Source organism: Flagellimonas aquimarina (assembly GCF_003149745.1).
Classification (GTDB): domain Bacteria; phylum Bacteroidota; class Bacteroidia; order Flavobacteriales; family Flavobacteriaceae; genus Flagellimonas; species Flagellimonas aquimarina.
Map to the genome: position 1 here is coordinate 1,022,087 of NZ_QGEG01000002.1, position 16,304 is coordinate 1,038,390.

18 protein-coding genes are annotated in these 16,304 nt (G+C 36.2%); 13 read left to right on the top strand and 5 right to left on the bottom strand.

The features are described 5' to 3' along the window. Positions 1-5 precede the first annotated feature (5 nt). The gene (locus DKG77_RS11440; RefSeq protein ID WP_109663103.1) at positions 6-257 is read left to right on the top strand and encodes a phosphopantetheine-binding protein; all 252 of its coding nucleotides are present in this window, start codon (positions 6-8) and stop codon (positions 255-257) included. Continuing rightward, positions 254-679 carry a hypothetical protein gene (locus DKG77_RS11445; RefSeq protein ID WP_109663105.1) on the top strand — a complete coding sequence of 142 codons (426 nt, stop codon included), beginning with the start codon at positions 254-256 and terminating at the stop codon, positions 677-679. The genes DKG77_RS11440 and DKG77_RS11445 overlap by 4 nt, the downstream gene beginning before the upstream one ends. A gap of 39 nt (positions 680-718) precedes the next feature. Here the strand turns inward: DKG77_RS11445 and DKG77_RS11450 are convergent, their stop codons facing one another. Further along, positions 719-1,234 (bottom strand): YceI family protein, encoded by a 516-nt coding sequence (locus tag DKG77_RS11450; protein WP_109663106.1) that lies wholly within the window; start codon positions 1,232-1,234, stop codon positions 719-721. Between the two features lie 298 nt (positions 1,235-1,532). On the opposite strand from DKG77_RS11450, the gene DKG77_RS11455 reads away from it, so the two are divergent. From DKG77_RS11455 to DKG77_RS11480, 6 genes are all read left to right on the top strand, one after another. Further along, positions 1,533-1,862, top strand: coding sequence for a hypothetical protein (locus DKG77_RS11455; protein WP_109663108.1), 330 nt, complete (start codon positions 1,533-1,535; stop codon positions 1,860-1,862). A 122-nt stretch (positions 1,863-1,984) separates the two neighbouring features. Further along, positions 1,985-2,902, top strand: coding sequence for an EamA family transporter (locus DKG77_RS11460; protein WP_109663110.1), 918 nt, complete (start codon positions 1,985-1,987; stop codon positions 2,900-2,902). A 135-nt stretch (positions 2,903-3,037) separates the two neighbouring features. Then, complete coding sequence (locus DKG77_RS11465; RefSeq protein ID WP_133248452.1) at positions 3,038-4,486, top strand: hypothetical protein; 1,449 nt, start codon at positions 3,038-3,040, stop codon at positions 4,484-4,486. A 105-nt stretch (positions 4,487-4,591) separates the two neighbouring features. Then, complete coding sequence (locus DKG77_RS11470; protein ID WP_165819384.1) at positions 4,592-5,590, top strand: sensor histidine kinase; 999 nt, start codon at positions 4,592-4,594, stop codon at positions 5,588-5,590. Next, complete coding sequence (locus DKG77_RS11475; RefSeq protein ID WP_109663116.1) at positions 5,587-6,606, top strand: histidine kinase; 1,020 nt, start codon at positions 5,587-5,589, stop codon at positions 6,604-6,606. The genes DKG77_RS11470 and DKG77_RS11475 overlap by 4 nt, the downstream gene beginning before the upstream one ends. Then, positions 6,603-7,364: a LytR/AlgR family response regulator transcription factor gene (locus DKG77_RS11480; protein ID WP_109663118.1), complete on the top strand. Its 762-nt coding sequence runs from the start codon at positions 6,603-6,605 to the stop codon at positions 7,362-7,364. The genes DKG77_RS11475 and DKG77_RS11480 overlap by 4 nt, the downstream gene beginning before the upstream one ends. On the opposite strand, the gene DKG77_RS11485 is transcribed toward DKG77_RS11480, so the two are convergent. Then, a complete protein-coding gene (locus DKG77_RS11485) occupies positions 7,361-7,936 on the bottom strand; it encodes a Crp/Fnr family transcriptional regulator (protein WP_109663120.1) in 576 nt (191 codons plus the stop codon). The two genes, DKG77_RS11480 and DKG77_RS11485, sit on opposite strands and share 4 nt — an antisense overlap. 82 nt (positions 7,937-8,018) lie before the next feature. Here DKG77_RS11485 and DKG77_RS11490 point away from each other — a divergent pair, with 82 nt between their 5' ends. Further along, positions 8,019-9,215: an MFS transporter gene (locus tag DKG77_RS11490; RefSeq protein WP_243414913.1), complete on the top strand. Its 1,197-nt coding sequence runs from the start codon at positions 8,019-8,021 to the stop codon at positions 9,213-9,215. An 87-nt stretch (positions 9,216-9,302) separates the two neighbouring features. Then, entirely contained in the window at positions 9,303-9,761 is a 459-nt protein-coding gene (locus DKG77_RS11495; RefSeq protein WP_109663122.1) for a cold-shock protein, read from the top strand. 197 nt (positions 9,762-9,958) lie between these two features. On the opposite strand, the gene DKG77_RS11500 is transcribed toward DKG77_RS11495, so the two are convergent. Further along, a complete protein-coding gene (locus DKG77_RS11500; protein ID WP_207785451.1) occupies positions 9,959-12,184 on the bottom strand; it encodes a carbohydrate binding family 9 domain-containing protein in 2,226 nt (741 codons plus the stop codon). 94 nt (positions 12,185-12,278) lie between these two features. Between DKG77_RS11500 and DKG77_RS11505 the strand changes: the two genes are divergently transcribed. Continuing rightward, the gene (locus DKG77_RS11505) at positions 12,279-12,836 is read left to right on the top strand and encodes a DUF4251 domain-containing protein (protein ID WP_109663123.1); all 558 of its coding nucleotides are present in this window, start codon (positions 12,279-12,281) and stop codon (positions 12,834-12,836) included. A 5-nt stretch (positions 12,837-12,841) separates the two neighbouring features. On the opposite strand, the gene DKG77_RS11510 is transcribed toward DKG77_RS11505, so the two are convergent. Both DKG77_RS11510 and DKG77_RS11515 read right to left on the bottom strand, forming a co-directional pair. Continuing rightward, on the bottom strand, positions 12,842-13,576 hold the full coding sequence (locus DKG77_RS11510) for a LytR/AlgR family response regulator transcription factor (RefSeq protein ID WP_109663125.1): 735 nt from the start codon (positions 13,574-13,576) through the stop codon (positions 12,842-12,844). 84 nt (positions 13,577-13,660) lie between these two features. Further along, entirely contained in the window at positions 13,661-14,170 is a 510-nt protein-coding gene (locus DKG77_RS11515; protein ID WP_109663127.1) for a hypothetical protein, read from the bottom strand. A 226-nt stretch (positions 14,171-14,396) separates the two neighbouring features. Between DKG77_RS11515 and DKG77_RS11520 the strand changes: the two genes are divergently transcribed. Both DKG77_RS11520 and DKG77_RS11525 read left to right on the top strand, forming a co-directional pair. Continuing rightward, positions 14,397-15,587: a PQQ-dependent sugar dehydrogenase gene (locus DKG77_RS11520; RefSeq protein ID WP_109663128.1), complete on the top strand. Its 1,191-nt coding sequence runs from the start codon at positions 14,397-14,399 to the stop codon at positions 15,585-15,587. 38 nt (positions 15,588-15,625) lie between these two features. Beyond that, positions 15,626-16,300 (top strand): ion channel, encoded by a 675-nt coding sequence (locus tag DKG77_RS11525; RefSeq protein WP_165819385.1) that lies wholly within the window; start codon positions 15,626-15,628, stop codon positions 16,298-16,300. The last annotated feature ends 4 nt before the right edge of the window (positions 16,301-16,304 follow it).

Genomic DNA, 16,304 nt, shown 5'->3' on the forward strand with positions numbered 1-16,304 from the left:
AAAAAATGCAAGAAGAAAGATATCAGAAATTAAAGGACATAGTTCAAACCTATTTGCCAGATGATGTTGCTGTAGAAGCAATACAGCCAGAAAGTAATTTTACACAAGAATTGAACATTAACTCTGCCAATTTAGTAGATATTGTTCTGGATGTTGAGGATGCTTTTGATATCATGTTGGAAAATGAAGATATGGACGGCATGCAAACGGTTAAGGATGCACTAAAAATAATAGACCTTAAAATTGCCGCTAAATGAAAGAAGTCTGGAGTTTTGTTTTGGAAAAAGTGAAGGTTGATAAGCGATTACTGGTTACCTATTGTATCGTTTATTTTCTGTGGGGCCTTGGAATGAATTGGTTTGGGGCGCAAATGGAGATAGCCAAATTTACCTTTTGGTGGCAGGTAATAACTTGTTACATTCTATATATGGTTCCAATTTCTTTGGTATTAAGAGGACTGCCTTTTCATATGCAATACGCATACGGACTTATTGCAATGGGATTGTTGGAGTTTAGTGGGTATGCTTTGCAAACCTCATATGCATACCCTAACAATATGTTGGACCAATTGTTCAACATTCGAAATTTCAGCTTGGGTATGGCGCTGTTTTTTGCCTTATACTTTCCTTTGGGCAATTGGGGCGTGGGTAAGATTTACAATGTCCTGGTTAAAAAATAGAATCATAAACTGCACAGGTTTTGGGAAACAACATGCAGGCTAATCTTCAACATCAAAAACCATTTTAATATTTACCAGATTGTCTTCTCTTTTTTTCTTGATTTTAATTCCATAGTCAATAGAGTATAAAGAAGTGGTTCCAATAAGTTGATTATTTTTTTGGACAAAGGTTATGGTAATGGGCTTGGAGGTTTCTTTGATTTTTAAAACACCATTGACCACCAACTTTTCACCTTCTAGTTTTACTTCATTGCTGCTAAAGGATATTTTAGGGTAATCATCTGCATTAAAATATTTTCTGCTCTTTAAGGACCAATTTCTTAATCCGCTATTGGTATCCAAAGTTTCTGAAGAAACCGAACCCTTAAAAATTGAATTTTTCAAGTTGCCAACATCTATTGAAGATTCCGATTCAAAACCTGAAATGGTTCCTTCTACATTCTTCGAAACAAATTCAAATGATATTTGGGCGCTCTTGATATTACTTTTTTGGCCACTTGTTGTATTGAAAGACAGACTAACGGCCAAAAACAGACAAAGCGAAAATATTCTCATAACCAATTTTAATCTAAAATAAAGATTTGGTCCTTAAAGAAAGAGACTACTTACAGAATTATCAACTTTTGTTTAATATTTCAATATTGATGGGTTAACCAAATTAGAGTCAATGCGCTTTTAATCCACATTGGCTTTAAAGATTTATAAATATTTAGTTATCAAATTTTTAGAATATGTAATTTAGGTTTAACTGAGTGTTAAATATTTAAAAACAGAGTTAATTTTGTAGAACAATGTAAGATAATTAGTAACTTAATGGAGGGTTTTATTGCGTTCAATACTTAAACAAAATATTATGAATGATGTAACTAAAAATAGCACGGATCATATCCAAGAATTATTGATCCGCATGGATAGAAATAACAACATTATTCAAAGACTTTCCAAAAAGCTTAACTCGTATACCTGTGAACCCAATAATTCTTCCTGTTTTGAAAAACTTTATGATCTTAAACATAGTTTTAAGGTTTTTACAAGTCAGCAAAAACAAATCATGGAACTTTTAAAGCAAAAGAAAGGGTTTGCAAAAAGCCTGCAAAAGGACATTCAACTTCACTTAGACCGATTTAAACAGCTTGAACAGGAGATGGCGGCTTACATCTTGGACACTAATCAATATTCCTAAAGTTTATCAAATAACTATAGACCGGATTCCTTTCAATTTCTTTGGATAACTTCATTTAGAATATATTTTTTACTCCTGTAAACATCCGTAATATTGCAGGGCAAACAACCGTACTTTTTAGAATGGGAAAATCCTCAAACTCTACTCTTGTCGTTCTTGCCTTTTTTGCGATATACGTAATATGGGGGTCCACCTATTTGCTAAATAAGATTGCCGTTTTGGAGTTACCGGCGTTTATGCTTGCTTCATTTCGTTTCACCACTGCTGGGGTTTTAATTTTCATTATTGCAAAGATGATGGGAATTCAAATTTCCATTACCAGAAAGCAACTTTGGAACACCATAATTGCAGGGTTTCTTTTTTTAAGTTTTGGCAATGGAGTAGTAGTATGGGCATTACGCTATGTGGATACTGGTTTTGCCGCCCTGGAAATATCTGCACAGCCACTTATTATTTTATTGTTGATGCGAGTTTTACAAGGGAAGAAAATACAGCCAATGTCTGTGGTTGGAGTTATTTTTGGGGTTATTGGCATATACCTTCTTGTAAGCCAGAAACAGATTATCACCAAGGAAGGTTCCATTTTGGGAATGGTCATGATATTTTTCTGTATGTTGAGTTGGGGTTATGGTAGTCTTTTTGTGGCTAAAGCAGATTTACCCACAAATTATTTTGTGAATACAGGTTACCAAATGTTTACCGGAGGTATTATTTTGGCTTTGATGAGCATTGGGTTTGGTGAAAATTGGACATCACCATTGGTTTGGAGCGGAAAAGTTCAAGTTGTTATGATTTTGCTTGTCATTTTTGGAAGTATTTTGGCATTTACCTCTTTTAATTACCTATTAAAATCAGTTTCTCCAGAAAAAGTGGCTACCTCTACCTACGTAAACCCAATAGTTGCGCTTATTCTAGGTTGGTATTTCTTAAATGAGCAAATTACGGTCCAATCCATAGTTGCTGCTATTGTATTGCTCACTGGTGTTTATTTCATCAATGCTAAAAAGACTTTGGCCATATTTGAAAGGTTTAAAAGATAGATTGCCGGGGCGTTTTCTTTTCCTTGTACAATTCAATACATAAATTGTCCAGTTCGCTACATTTCATTTTTAAAAGAAGGGGTTGATGTGCATCTTTGCTGTATCAATCATTCATCAATCAAAAAGCGAACAATCATGAATCAACTATCAAAAATCTTTGCAGTTCTTGTGCTAAAGGTTATTCTTTTCTTTTTTCTGCTTAGCGGAAGTTATGTAAATGCTCAGCGTAAGAGCACTTCTATAAGTGTAAGTGATAATGGAAAAACCTCTATTTCCATAAAAAATGGGTTCGGTAATAATTTTCAAGTTGAGTTTAAAGGAGATATTACCCTTTCCAGTGATGATACAGACGTCATTGCCATTTCAGACGAGGGGTATATGGAAATAAAAAAATCTGCTTTTGGGAGTCGCAGGAGAATCTTTATAGAATCTAACAGTTCTGGGCAGCTTATCAAAAAGTATTATGTAGGAGGCTCCGAAAGAAGTTTTGATTCAGAAGGAAGAAAATGGATGGCAGAGATTCTGTTGGAAGTAGTCCGCACAACCACTTTGGGATCAGAACAACGTGTCGATCGCATTTATAAAGAAGGAGGGACACGTGGCGTACTTAAAGAAGTTGACTTTATAGGCAGCAATCATGTAAAAGCAAGGTATATAAAGTTACTATTGAAAAAAGATCTTAATAGTGCCGACCTCATATCTATTTTAAACGTTATTGGCGATGATATTGATTCTGATCATCACAGGGCGGATATACTAAAAAACAATACTTCTAAATTTTTGGCTACCGAAGCTAGCACTTCTGCTTACATTGAAGCTGCATCGGAAATAGATTCTGACCACCACAAAGCAGAGGTTCTCAAAAGATCCATCAAGGATGGAGCTATAAAGGAAAATCAGATGAACTCTCTTTTCATAATTACTAAAGACATAGATTCAGATTACCATAAATCAAGTGTTCTGCTTACAGTGTTAAGAAACGCATCGCTGAATGCCTCAAACATGAAACTGCTCATCAACACTGCAGATGGGATAGATTCAGATCACCATAAATCTGAGGTTTTGCAACGCGCATTGAATTCTGAGGAACTTTCAGACAGTAGCTTTCATACTTTGCTAAGCTCCTTGGATGATATGAGTTCTGATCACCATAAGGCAAATGTAATTTCTAAGCTACTTAAGAAAGACCTTAGTTCATCCTCACTTTCACACGTATTAAAGCAGGTAGGGCATATGAATTCTGATAGTCATAAAGCCAACATACTAAAGTCTGCTGTACGTAAGAAACTTTCAGATGATAGCATAGAAATTTTATTAGATGTTTTAGAACATATGGGTTCGGATAACCACAAAGCAAGTGTCTTTAAGCAGATGGCTAGAAATACGTATTCAGACGCACAGCTTACCAAAATCTTATGGACCATTAAGGATATTAACTCAGATTACCATAAGGCCGAATCATTGATTTCATTTTCAAGAACGGTTTCACAAAAAGGATCTTCCGTAAAAGAAGCTTATGGGGCTGTTTGCAAAAGTATTTCATCAGACTCACATTACAGGAGAGCTTCAAACGCAATTCAATAACCAATTAGAATTCCAGTCACCAAAATACTCCAAATGCTTTAGCATAATTATGAGTATTTTGGTGTTATGGACAGGATTTTTAATTTTTTCGCAGACCGACCAACCATGGGAAGAAATGTGTTCCTTATCATCTTTGGCTTTATCGTTGGAAGCTTATTCTATAGTTTTCACAATTTTAGCGGAAAACCAAGTTTTTGGGAACTTGTCCTAAATGGTATGCTTGGTGTTGCCATTAGCTATGTTTTTCACTTTTGTAATCTGTTCTTAAACAAAACCATTCATTGGAAACAATATACGGGACTAAGGCTTTTGCTGGGAATCGTAATACATTTGATTCTAGGGTTGTGCATTGTTTTCCTTGGCTTAAAAGGTTATGAATTGCTCTATCATGACTACTCTTTTTTTTCTGGCGAAGGAAACAAGATCTTGCTAAAAATAAGCGTGCTTCTTTTTTGTGCTGTCCTTATCTACAATATCATTTATTTGGTTTTTTACTCTTACCGTCAATATACTGCCGGGCAAGTATTGGAGGTGAGGTTAAAAAGGAAACAGACAGAACTTCAGCTAAGCGCATTAAAATCGCAGTTGAGCCCTCATTTTCTTTTTAACAGCCTAAATACATTGTCTTCCTTATTCCAAAAGGATGTAAGAAGAGCGGATATTTTTATAAGGTCCTTGGCAAAATCCTATCAATATACCCTAAAAGCATATAAAGAAGTATTGGTTACCGTAGAGGACGAATTAGAATTTGTAAACTCTTATTGTTTTTTGGTACAAACGCGTTTTGGAGATTACATTTCTTTGGACCTACAACTCACAGATAACGAACTTAAAAGCAAAATTCCGCCATTAACCTTGCAGATGCTTGTGGAGAACGCCGTTAAGCATAATATCATCAACAATGAAAATCAACTAAAAATTCAAATTAAACAAAATAAGGGTTGTCTGGAAGTGTCCAATAACAAAACGGCAAAACGACCAGAAACAAAATCCCTTAAAATAGGTCTCAAAAACATTATTTCGCGTTATGAATTGCTGGCGGACAAACAGGTGAGAATAGTTGACAATGAAAACTTTATCGTAAAACTCCCGCTGCTCACATGAAAACACTGTTTATTCATAAACCGCTTTTTAGACTTTTGAGCCCTTTGTTCAGTGGGACTCTGGTATATCTTCTTATTTTGCTCATTAACAATACAATAGACGAACTGGGCGATAACTTCTTTGGTCAAGAACTCTATGTGTGTATTGGCCTTGCATATTTGATTCAGGAATACGTACGTGTTTCAATTGTAATTTTTAAACGCCTTAAAAGGCCATCTTCTTTTTTTGTAAAAACCATATTACAGATCATTAGTACAATTTTCATTAACATCGCTTTGGTGTCTGTAGCCATGTATCTTTATTTTACCAATGTACTTTACTATACACCAAACAGTAATGAACTATTGGTTTTTAACAGTATTTTCTCTGTTATTGCGTTGATTTACATTTTGTTATACGTTAGTCATCAGTTTCTGTACATGGTAAATACGGAAAAGTTGGAAAAAGAGGAATGGGCTAGACTGGAAGTAGAAGAAGACTTCACGGATTTTAAACGAGGCATAAACCCTGAATTGCTTTTTGAAAGCTTAGAAGCAATTTTGGTGGTTATGAAAGGAAACCCGGACAAAGCTGAACAGATTACAGACAGTTTTGCAATGGTATATAGATATTTATTATCTAAAAAGAAAGATGAACTGGTTCCCATATCTGAGGAATTAAAAATTTTGAAGGAATTACTGCAATTATTTTCCGAACTCCCACATAGAAAAATCCAATTGGGCAAAATAGCGGTAGATGAAAGCATGGTGGTACCTGGAAGTTTACTGCGCATTGCCGAAAAGGTCATGCGTACCACAATACCATCAGAAGTAAAAAAGATGGCCATCGATATTTTAGAGTCTGAAAATGAACTAGCAATTCAATACAAACATGAAGAAAGAATAGGTAAGTCATTAAAAACCAATTCTTTAAATTATATCCAAAGAGATTATCGCTATTATGCACCAGAACCGGTAAAAGTGGTTCATGGTGATGTTTTTAAAACCATATACCTTCCTAAATTGTACTTAGAATGAAGATTGTAATCATTGAAGACGAACCTTTGGCATCAGAAAAACTAGAACGCTATCTTTTAAAGTATAGTGAAAAGGTTGAGGTTCTAAGTATACTGCCTTCATTGGAGCTTGCTATCCCGTGGATTACCGAGCATCAACCTGAAGTGGATTTGTTTTTTATGGATGTTCAATTGACGGATGGTCTCAGCTTTGAGATTTTTTCTAAAATAAAAGTTCAAAAACCGGTGATTTTCACTACTGCCTTTGATGAGTTCGCCATAGACGCCTTTAAGGTGAACAGTATTGACTATTTATTAAAACCAGTTACGTTTACAGATCTTTCAAGGGCTTTGCTAAAACTAAAATCACTTAAAGAACAGTTTTCATCACCTGTTGAATTAGCTCCGGTAATTCAACAATTACAAGAAAAAAGATATAAAGACAGGTTTTTGGTTAGAATAGGCAATCATATAAATTCAGTCCAGAGTAATTCAATCAATGCTTTTTTTGCTGAAGGGAGGGATGCTTATCTTATTACTGAGAAAGGAAAAAAGTACATAATTGAATATAAACTTGAAGCATTGGAAGAGTTGTTGGATCCAAAGCTTTTTTTTCGAGTAAATCGAACCTTTATTGTCAATATCAACGCCATTGCAGATGTCACTGTTTATGCCAATAGAAGATTAAAACTTATACTAAATTCTAAATTGGACAAAGAAGTAATTATTAGTAGAGAAAAAGTGGCCGATTTTAAAAAATGGTTTGAAGGCCTTGCTTAAAGTTCTCCATTTTTTTCTTTTAGTTCTTTTAGTGCTCTATTTAGACTTCTGGTAGTGACACCAATATAATTTGCAATATCCTTTTTAGAAATTACTTCGGTAAACTTTGGGAATATTTTTTTTAGTCTAATAACGTTGTCCTCAATAGGGTAGGAGTGCTGGTAAGAATGTCTTGGGGCCTTGTATCTAATCTTATCTGCCAGAGCTTTCATAATCAATCTATTAAAGTGGCTGTCCGTTTCCAATAGATTGTTAAAACAGGTATGCGATATGGAAAGAGTCGTTAATTCTGTTATTGTCTCAACGGAACATATTGTATGTTTTTTACTGAACACTTCTAATTCTCCAAACTCCATTCCCTCACCCAAAAACTCTTGGATAAATTCCTTACCGTTTTCATCGGAAATATAACATTTTGTAATTCCCTGCGTAATAAAATAAACTTTGTTGTACCTTCTATCTTGCTCTATTATTTTATGCTTGGGACCAAATTTCTCCTCATATAGACCATGCATACCCCCCTTGAACAGTTTTTTCATGTAAGTGGCCAATTCAAGATTTATTCTGATCATTTTATATGATGGGACAAATGTCCTTTTTAGTGGTTTGAAGAAGTAATTTCTTTGCCCCTAAAGTTACGGAATACCCATTGTGATGACAACAGGAAGAAAAAAAATAGCCTTTTTTAAGCAGGGAATGTATACCCCAAAATTTGTTCTTATTTGCTTAAGTTCTCTTTTCTTTTCTGCAAGTTACAACATGCTTATTCCTGAATTGCCATCGTATTTGAGCAGTTTGGGTGGGGCTAAGTACATTGGGCTCATTATTGCACTTTTTACTCTTACGGCAGGAATATCCCGGCCTTTTAGTGGAAAACTAACAGATACAATCGGACGAAAACCTGTAATGATTTTTGGAGCTTTGGTTTGCTTGGTCTGTGGAGGGTTTTATCCTATTTTGACAACGGTGTACGGTTTTTTGCTCTTAAGATTGTGTCATGGTTTTTCCACAGGGTTTACACCAACAGCGGCTTCCACTTTTGTTTCAGATGTTGTGCCAAGAGAAAGGTTGGGAGAGGCCATGGGCATACAAGGAATAGCCTTTAGTACAGGCCTGGCTCTCGGACCTGCTTTAGGAAGTTTTATTAAACTTCATTTCTCATACTCAATACTATTTTACAGTTCTTCAGCAATGGCTTTTTTGGCCCTATTGCTGATAGTGAATTTAAAAGAAACATTACCGGCCAGACAACGTTTTCACCTAGGTTTATTGAAGATATCGAGGAATGATATTATAGCACTGGAAGCATTACCGCCGGCCATAATCACCTTTTTGTCCTATGTTGGTTTTGGAGTGGTCCTTACTCTTATTCCAGATTGGACCGAATCCGTTGGTTTTGTGAACAAGGGAGTATTCTTTATTGTCTTTACTATATCATCACTTCTAGTTAGATTTATTGCAGGAAGACTCTCAGATCGTTATGGAAGGATTAAGGTAATTGCAGTTGGCTTAGCTTTACTTTTCATTGCTTTGGTGCTTATTGGTTTTTTAAACACGCGGTCAGGGCTATTAATTGGCGCCTCAATATATGGTCTGGCCATGGGTGTAATTTCTCCTGCAATAAACGCATGGACAATAGATTTGAGCTTACCGGAACAAAAAGGGAAGGCAATGGCCACTATGTATATTGCCCTCGAAGCAGGCATAGGTTTTGGTGCTTTATGTTCAGGTTGGTACTATCAAGAAACTATTTCGCGAATTCCATTGATCATGTATTGTTGCGCAGGCTTAGCATTCACAGGAATTGGGTATATTGTAATGGTAAAAAGAAATATTACAACGAAATATTAAAAAATCAGGGTTTTCAACGTTGTCATTCATTATCTTTAACCGATTTTATAAAAATCATCTTAAAATTCAATTCCAGGAGTAATATTTATGGCTAAATCGCAACAGACGTATAACAAATCAGAAAGAGAGAAAAAACGCTTAAAGAAAAAAGAAGAGAAGCAAAAAAAGAAAGAAGCTAGAAAAGCCGAAGCTAAAGAGAGCGGCAAAACTGGTATTCAGTTTGCATATGTAGACCACAACGGTAATCTGACGGATACTCCACCCGACCCCTCTCAAAAAATGGCTGTAGAGGCCGAAAGCATTACACTTGGTATTCCTAAAAAAGAAGAGGGAGATGAAGAAGAGTTTGATCCAGTAAGAAATGGAAAAGTCTCGTTCTTTGATACTTCCAAAGGTTTTGGATTCATTATAGATACCGAGAATCAAGAAAAATATTTCTGTCATGTTAGCGGATTAATTGATGAAATCGCTGAAAATGATAAAGTATCTTTTGAACTGGAAAAAGGTATGAAGGGAATGAATGCGGTTCGCGTAAAGAAAATCTAAGTATCTTATTTTTTTCTGTGTTATAGTTGCCTAATGATTGTGCCTTTGCAATCATTCATAATTACAATCCGGCAACATTTTTTCTAATCAGTTGGTGAATTCTATGTGTTTAGATTCTGCGGGCGTATCCAATCAGCGGCAATCATATTTCTGCTAAATTACCGAGAAGGGGATTATAACGGTAAATATGCTGTTAGTTAATTCAAAATATCAAAGCGATGAGTGTATTTAACTGTGAATATTTGATTGTTCAATAGATCTAGATCATCATCATCTTTAACAATATTGAATACCACAAAAAGACCTGTATTGGCATTCTGCAGCCAACCAAAACGAGCGTTCACTGCGGTAATGTTAGATACATTGTTTCGTTGTATCAAGCTTTGCACAAACATTCTGGGAGTAAAAGAATAAGAAAGTCGTAGGCCCCCTACCAAGGCAGTTAAGTTACCTGTATCCAATTGAATATCACTATGGCTAAAAGTGAGTGAAGAGTTAAAACGATCACCTACACGGTAATTTGCAGTACCACTATTGGTGATGCGGTCGCCATTAAAATAACCCCCAATAATGGTTCTGGTGCTCAAGGAAAAAGCATTATTGGGATTGGTGATCAGAATAAACTGAAGTTCTTCATGCTTGTATTCGCCAGCTGGAACGGTAACATTTGAAATTTCGAAAGGCTCCAAAACCCTTTCCGTTGTAAAATTGATACCAGTGTGTATTTCAAAGCCACTTTTAAACTCCCAATGGTTGTCTACATGTAAAAACCCAGTAATTTGCTGATCATCAAAATTCCAATAACCCCTATAAGAAACATGTGGCCTAATTTCCAAAAGTTTTCCCGCATTCTTAAATCTATGTGCCTTGAAGATTAAAAACTCGGGCTTTTTGAAAGCGGTACGCTGTAAAAAACCCACTTCCGGATTAAAACCCGCTCCAACTTCTGTATAGCCAGCTCTCAAATCCCATCCGTTCCAGTTGTAATTTCCCAATAATTTAAATGCATGGTCTTTTTCATCAATTCCTGGAGTAGTGCTTTTTGCAACAAAACCTGTGACTTCAGCCTTGTTTCCAATTCCCCAAGTACCATCCATTGCATATACCCTGTTATAATCGTCATCCAAACCTCCTAATCCGGCTCTATTAATAAATATGCCGCCTAAAGAAGAACGTGTTCCTTGAAAATCATGATTTACCCGGGCAACAGAAAAGTTGTTTTGGTCTATACCGGCCCCATCAACATCATCTGTGAACATACTTAAGAAGCCTACATTGGTCTGGCCCACTTTACCTGAAAGTCTTGCTCCACCTATAATGGGAACTAAATCGCCATTATCTCCAATACCGATACGGCGACTAAAAAATAAATCTACCTCTCCTGGACTACCAACGCTAAATTGCCCTGCGTTTTCCAAGAAAAATGCTCTTTTTTCTGGAAAAAAGAGATTAAATCTGTCCAAGTTCACTTGCTGGTCATCTACTTCTACTTGGGCAAAATCCGTGTTGTATGTTAAATCTAAAGTAAGGCTAGGTGTAACGCTATATTTAATATCTGCTCCAACTTCAAAATTGGTATCTGTTTCACTGGGAGATGTTGCACTATTATTCACTACTTGGGCAAGAGCATAAGGAATAAGCTTTAAATTGCCCGGACTTTTTAAGTTTAGCCCCGTTAGCTTTCCAGCCAATGATAGTCTCTTCATATCAAAACCCAATGGTAAAGAGGTCCAATACGCAGTTTCGGTATTTTTACTAATATTCCTTCGAAAATTGAGTCCCCATGTTTTGCTTTTGCCAGATGCAAATCGTAATGATCTAAATGGAATGGCAAATTCCGCACTCCATCCATAATCCCCTAATTGTGACCTAACTTTCCATGTGGCGTCCCAGTTTAAGTTTGTGCCTCCTATAACTCCCCCTTGTTGCCTATTGGTATTAAAGTTCCCCTTACCTTCATTATCTATTTGGGCATCATATTCCATTCCCTGTGCATTGGTGCCGAACAGGAATCCATTTTGTCTGTCATGGTATGTATCAATAATAAAGAGAAAACTATCTTCATCATTTAAATCCGCATCCCTACGCGAATCAGAAACTACAATGTTTTTAGCATCTTTATCATAGCAAATTACAGAAACATAAAATGTGGTATTGGTGTAGGCGATTCTAATTACGGTTTTTTCTGAAACTGTCTGTCCATAGTTGGGGCGTAATTGAATAAGGTTTTCTATAGCGGGGACAGTTTGCCAAATAGGGTCGTTTATTACTTCACCATCAATGTCAAAATCTTTGGATAACTCGGTAGCACGATATTCTGGTCTGTTTTTAACTGAATCTTGTGGTTGAACTTGTTGTGAATGTAAGGTGTGAAGTGTGAAAAAAATGAAAAACACAAAGGTTTTACAAAGCAAAACTTTCATAAAAATTGGTCTGGTTTGAAGGTTAAATATACTGTTTAAATGGGAAATTTTATTCAGATTGAGTAATTTGTAATAGGACTAAATTCTGTTGGTTATGAAGAAGCTTGAAAAATGTATTATTGCCGTGTTGATTGTTGTTGCTATCGGGTGTGCATCCCATCCAAAATCATCGGCTACGGCAGAAGAAATCGAAACTTTAAATAAACTTGTTTCAGAGAAATCTTTTGAAATTCAGGCAAACTGGGCCAATCCGTTGGCCACGGGGAGTATTAACAGTATTGCAAATGCAGGCTTATTGCCCCCTGGAAGTACAGCAAACCGAATTGATCTGTCTGGCAGTGCGAGTTTTTTAAGGGTTACCGGTGATAAGGTAGAAGCTAACCTTCCCTATTTTGGTGAAAGGCAAATGGGAGGGACATATAACAATAACAATACTGGTATTCAATTTGAAGGTGTTCCAAAGGATTTTGAGATTGTACTTAATAAAAAAACTCAAGGGTACACGATGCGCTTTACAATAAGTGCTGCCACGGAAACGTATCAAGTCGTGTCCCAGTTAACACCTTCGCTCTCTAGTACTTTAAACATTAACAGCACCCACAGAACTGCAATTTGGTACACTGGAAGGGTGAGGCCGTATGCCAAGGAATAAAACTTCTACCAGGAAATTGGTTTAAAGGATTGACCAATTTTCAATCTTTTACCAGAGGATAGCACTATATATTCGTCGCGTTTGTCTTTCTCCTGTGCTATTATTTGGCTTTTGTTGACAATATATTTTCTATGGATTCTAATAAAATCAGGTTGCAATTGCTCTGCCAACAAGCCCAGACGATCTCTTTTAATGAAAGTACCTGCCTCCGAATAAAAATTCAAATAATGCCCTTCTGCTTCAATCCATTCTATTAATTCAAGCCCAATGGTTATCAGTTTCCGCCCTTTATAAACCTGAATGGTTTTTGTTCTTGTTTTAGCATTGTAAACATAAACCGCCGAAGCCACAATAAGCAGTAAATGATATAATGCTTCACGACCAAAATAATACCGGGCATATTCAGAATCTACAAAGCCATCAAAGTATCCAAATGCATGTAAAATGATGTTCGACAAAAGATAGAAAACTATAAGACTTATTACAGTTGATGTGCAAGCAAGTAGCCAAAACCATTTTAGATATCTTTTTTTAATTTCTTTTTGTAACCAGAGGGTAAGTGCTATAAACGGTATAAAAAGAAGAACTGAAACACACAGGTACACTACTGATACCCATACGCTATAGCTGGAATGATTGCTGTAGCGAATCATATTTTGAACAAGGGTGATGATAAAAATTACAACAAGTAGAATTACGGATACATAATAAAACCGCTTTTCACTTTGAATTATCCACATTCTTCCAAAATTTCAGTGCTAAGAAGATACATAAAAATAATAAGACCTTTTTATAGATTTAAGAACGGATGGCAATCTTAGAAACTATCCAAAAACCCCTTTGAACATTTTTTCAGTTAAGCCCTTGGATTGAAGCCATTCTGCAAGTTCAGTTCTTTTTCCAACTTGGGCGTGATGCAGCAATGTAAAGCCATGTGGACCATATGAGTTGAGGAAATGGGGATAATCTTCAACCATTTTTTTAATAAAATCGTCATACCCTAAGAAAGCATAGTTGAAAATATCCAGTCTGGCACCTTTCCCAATCAAATAGTCAGCGATATCTCTTCTACCCATATGCGAAGCGCCACCTACGGCCGTTTCAAAATCCCCTTTTTTAAATTGGCTGGTACAGTTAAGGAGCAAAGGGTATTTCTCCAGGATTTTTTTTGTTTCCTCTAGACTTTTATGTGCAGCAAATACAAATTCAAGGATTAATTCACTATTGAAAACAGTTTCTTGATCGATTTTATCTTGTGCCAACAGAACACTTGGAGCAAGTATCATGGTGCTTCCAAGAAATAGGTTTTGCTGAAGAAATTTTTTTCTGTTCATTTTCAATCATTTTTGATAATTACAAAAGACTCGGAAATTAATGGTGTTCCAATCTGTTGGGATAGGTTTTGTCCCAAAAGTGTTGAGAGCTGTCTTGAAATCACATTCTTTCATAATATTTGTTGGTGGAGCACTAAAAAAAAATCTCTGAAATTACCCTAACTTTAGCATCGATATCTATTCAATGTAGACCAGAAAGATTTTAAATCATAATAAAAACACCAATATGCTTAAAAGAATTTCATTTTTGTTCCTGCTATCTCTGTTTGTCTTTTCCTGTAATGGAAAAAAAGAAAAGTCAAAAGAAACTCCGGTAGAAGAATTAGAAGAAATTGAGCAAACTGAAACCAGTTTGCCACTACAAGACTTAAACCTACCTGACGGTTTTAAAATAGAGGTGTTTGCTGAAGGTATTGATGGAGCCAGATCTATGGCCATGGGTGATGACGGTACACTTTTCGTAGGTACACGGAACGAAAAAACAGTTTATGCACTTCAGGATTTAAATGGGGATTATAGGGCTGAGAAAATAATGGTTCTTGATTCCACTCTGGAAGTTCCCAATGGTATAGCTTTTAAAGATGGAGCATTGTATGTTGCAGAAGTTGGTAGACTTTTGAGGTATCCAAATATAGAACAACAACTTTCCAGCCCCCCGCAACCTGAAGTGATTTATGACGACTACCCAACAGAATTTCATCACGGGTGGAAATACATCGCCTTTGGGCCAGATGGAAAATTATATGTACCGGTAGGCGCGCCCTGTAATATCTGTGAGCGCTCTGATGAAGATGAACGCTATGCGACCATCACACGAATGAATCCAGATGGCAGCAACAGGGAAATTTACGCTAAAGGAGTTAGAAATACGGTCGGGTTTACGTGGCATCCAGAAACAGGAGAATTATGGTTTACGGACAACGGTAGGGATATGATGGGAGATGACATTCCTCCCTGTGAACTAAATCGGGTTACAGAGAGCGGACAACATTTTGGGTATCCCTATTGTCATGGAGGAACGGTTAAAGATCCTGAGTTTGGGGATAAATTTCCCTGTTCAGATTTTGTTGCACCAGTTCAAGCCATGGGCGCCCACGTAGCTCCCTTGGGAGTTAAGTTCTATACCGGAAATATGTTTCCCAATACATATAAAGGTTACGCTTTTATAGCCGAACATGGATCATGGAACCGTTCTTCCAAGGTAGGATATAAGATTTCATTGGTTAAACTAAAAGATAATGAGGCTGTGAGTTATGAAACATTTATTGATGGATGGCTTAATGATGATACCCAGGAAGCATTTGGAAGACCTGTGGATATCTTGTTTCTTGCAGATGGTTCTATGCTCATTTCCGATGATTTTGGCGATGCTATTTATAGAGTCTCATATAGTGACACGCAACTTGCCAAGCTTTAATTATATGGCAAGGTTGTGCCATGAATCAAAATGGAAGTATGATTAAAAAGCTGTATAAATTCCGTTTTGTAATTTTTCTTGGCACTCAATTGGCTATTCTTTTTGGGTCATTGTTTTTTCCCAGTGAGTTTTTCGAATTCACATTGCTTCCTTTGCTTTACTTGGTCAGTATTCTTGCAGGGATTTTAATGATTTCCAAAAGAAAAAAACTCACGTGGTTTTTTATTTTGCTATTTGTGGTTTCTGCTGGAATTTTTGGGAGTTCCATGATTTATAGACAAGAATCACAGAGTGATATTCTAATGCGGTTATCCATTTATTTTGTATTCCATACCGTGGTTACCTGGAATATCATTCAACAGGTTTGGAGGGCAAAATTTGTAAATAGAAATGTTATTCTTGGCTTAATGAGCGGTTATATTTCCCTTGGGTTCTTGGCCTTCTTTTTATTTATGTCTATTGAATTGACCAATCCTGGAGCTTTCCAGGGTATCTTAATGAAAAATGGAACCTTGGACATTAAAAGTGAGGCCATTTTATATTATGCTTACATCACTTTGTTGACCATTGGATATGGGGAAATAGTACCTTCAATACCTATAGCCCAAAAAGCTGCTATGCTAGTGGGGCTGATGGGTCAGTTTTATATGGTTATTATCACCGCTGTAGTTGTGGAAAAGTATATTAAGCATTCTGAGAAAAAGAAGGACTAAATTG

Coding starts and splice junctions, on each gene's coding strand:
- DKG77_RS11455 (WP_109663108.1), top strand. CDS start 1,533: ATGAATGATGTAACTAAAAATAGCACGGATCATATCCAAGAATTATTG.
- DKG77_RS11495 (WP_109663122.1), top strand. CDS start 9,303: ATGGCTAAATCGCAACAGACGTATAACAAATCAGAAAGAGAGAAAAAA.
- DKG77_RS11465 (WP_133248452.1), top strand. CDS start 3,038: ATGAATCAACTATCAAAAATCTTTGCAGTTCTTGTGCTAAAGGTTATT.
- DKG77_RS11525 (WP_165819385.1), top strand. CDS start 15,626: ATGATTAAAAAGCTGTATAAATTCCGTTTTGTAATTTTTCTTGGCACT.
- DKG77_RS11470 (WP_165819384.1), top strand. CDS start 4,592: ATGGGAAGAAATGTGTTCCTTATCATCTTTGGCTTTATCGTTGGAAGC.
- DKG77_RS11440 (WP_109663103.1), top strand. CDS start 6: ATGCAAGAAGAAAGATATCAGAAATTAAAGGACATAGTTCAAACCTAT.
- DKG77_RS11485 (WP_109663120.1), bottom strand. CDS start 7,936: ATGATCAGAATAAATCTTGAATTGGCCACTTACATGAAAAAACTGTTC.
- DKG77_RS11505 (WP_109663123.1), top strand. CDS start 12,279: ATGAAGAAGCTTGAAAAATGTATTATTGCCGTGTTGATTGTTGTTGCT.
- DKG77_RS11515 (WP_109663127.1), bottom strand. CDS start 14,170: ATGAACAGAAAAAAATTTCTTCAGCAAAACCTATTTCTTGGAAGCACC.
- DKG77_RS11445 (WP_109663105.1), top strand. CDS start 254: ATGAAAGAAGTCTGGAGTTTTGTTTTGGAAAAAGTGAAGGTTGATAAG.
- DKG77_RS11490 (WP_243414913.1), top strand. CDS start 8,019: ATGACAACAGGAAGAAAAAAAATAGCCTTTTTTAAGCAGGGAATGTAT.
- DKG77_RS11500 (WP_207785451.1), bottom strand. CDS start 12,184: ATGAAAGTTTTGCTTTGTAAAACCTTTGTGTTTTTCATTTTTTTCACA.
- DKG77_RS11480 (WP_109663118.1), top strand. CDS start 6,603: ATGAAGATTGTAATCATTGAAGACGAACCTTTGGCATCAGAAAAACTA.
- DKG77_RS11460 (WP_109663110.1), top strand. CDS start 1,985: ATGGGAAAATCCTCAAACTCTACTCTTGTCGTTCTTGCCTTTTTTGCG.
- DKG77_RS11475 (WP_109663116.1), top strand. CDS start 5,587: ATGAAAACACTGTTTATTCATAAACCGCTTTTTAGACTTTTGAGCCCT.
- DKG77_RS11450 (WP_109663106.1), bottom strand. CDS start 1,234: ATGAGAATATTTTCGCTTTGTCTGTTTTTGGCCGTTAGTCTGTCTTTC.
- DKG77_RS11520 (WP_109663128.1), top strand. CDS start 14,397: ATGCTTAAAAGAATTTCATTTTTGTTCCTGCTATCTCTGTTTGTCTTT.
- DKG77_RS11510 (WP_109663125.1), bottom strand. CDS start 13,576: ATGTGGATAATTCAAAGTGAAAAGCGGTTTTATTATGTATCCGTAATT.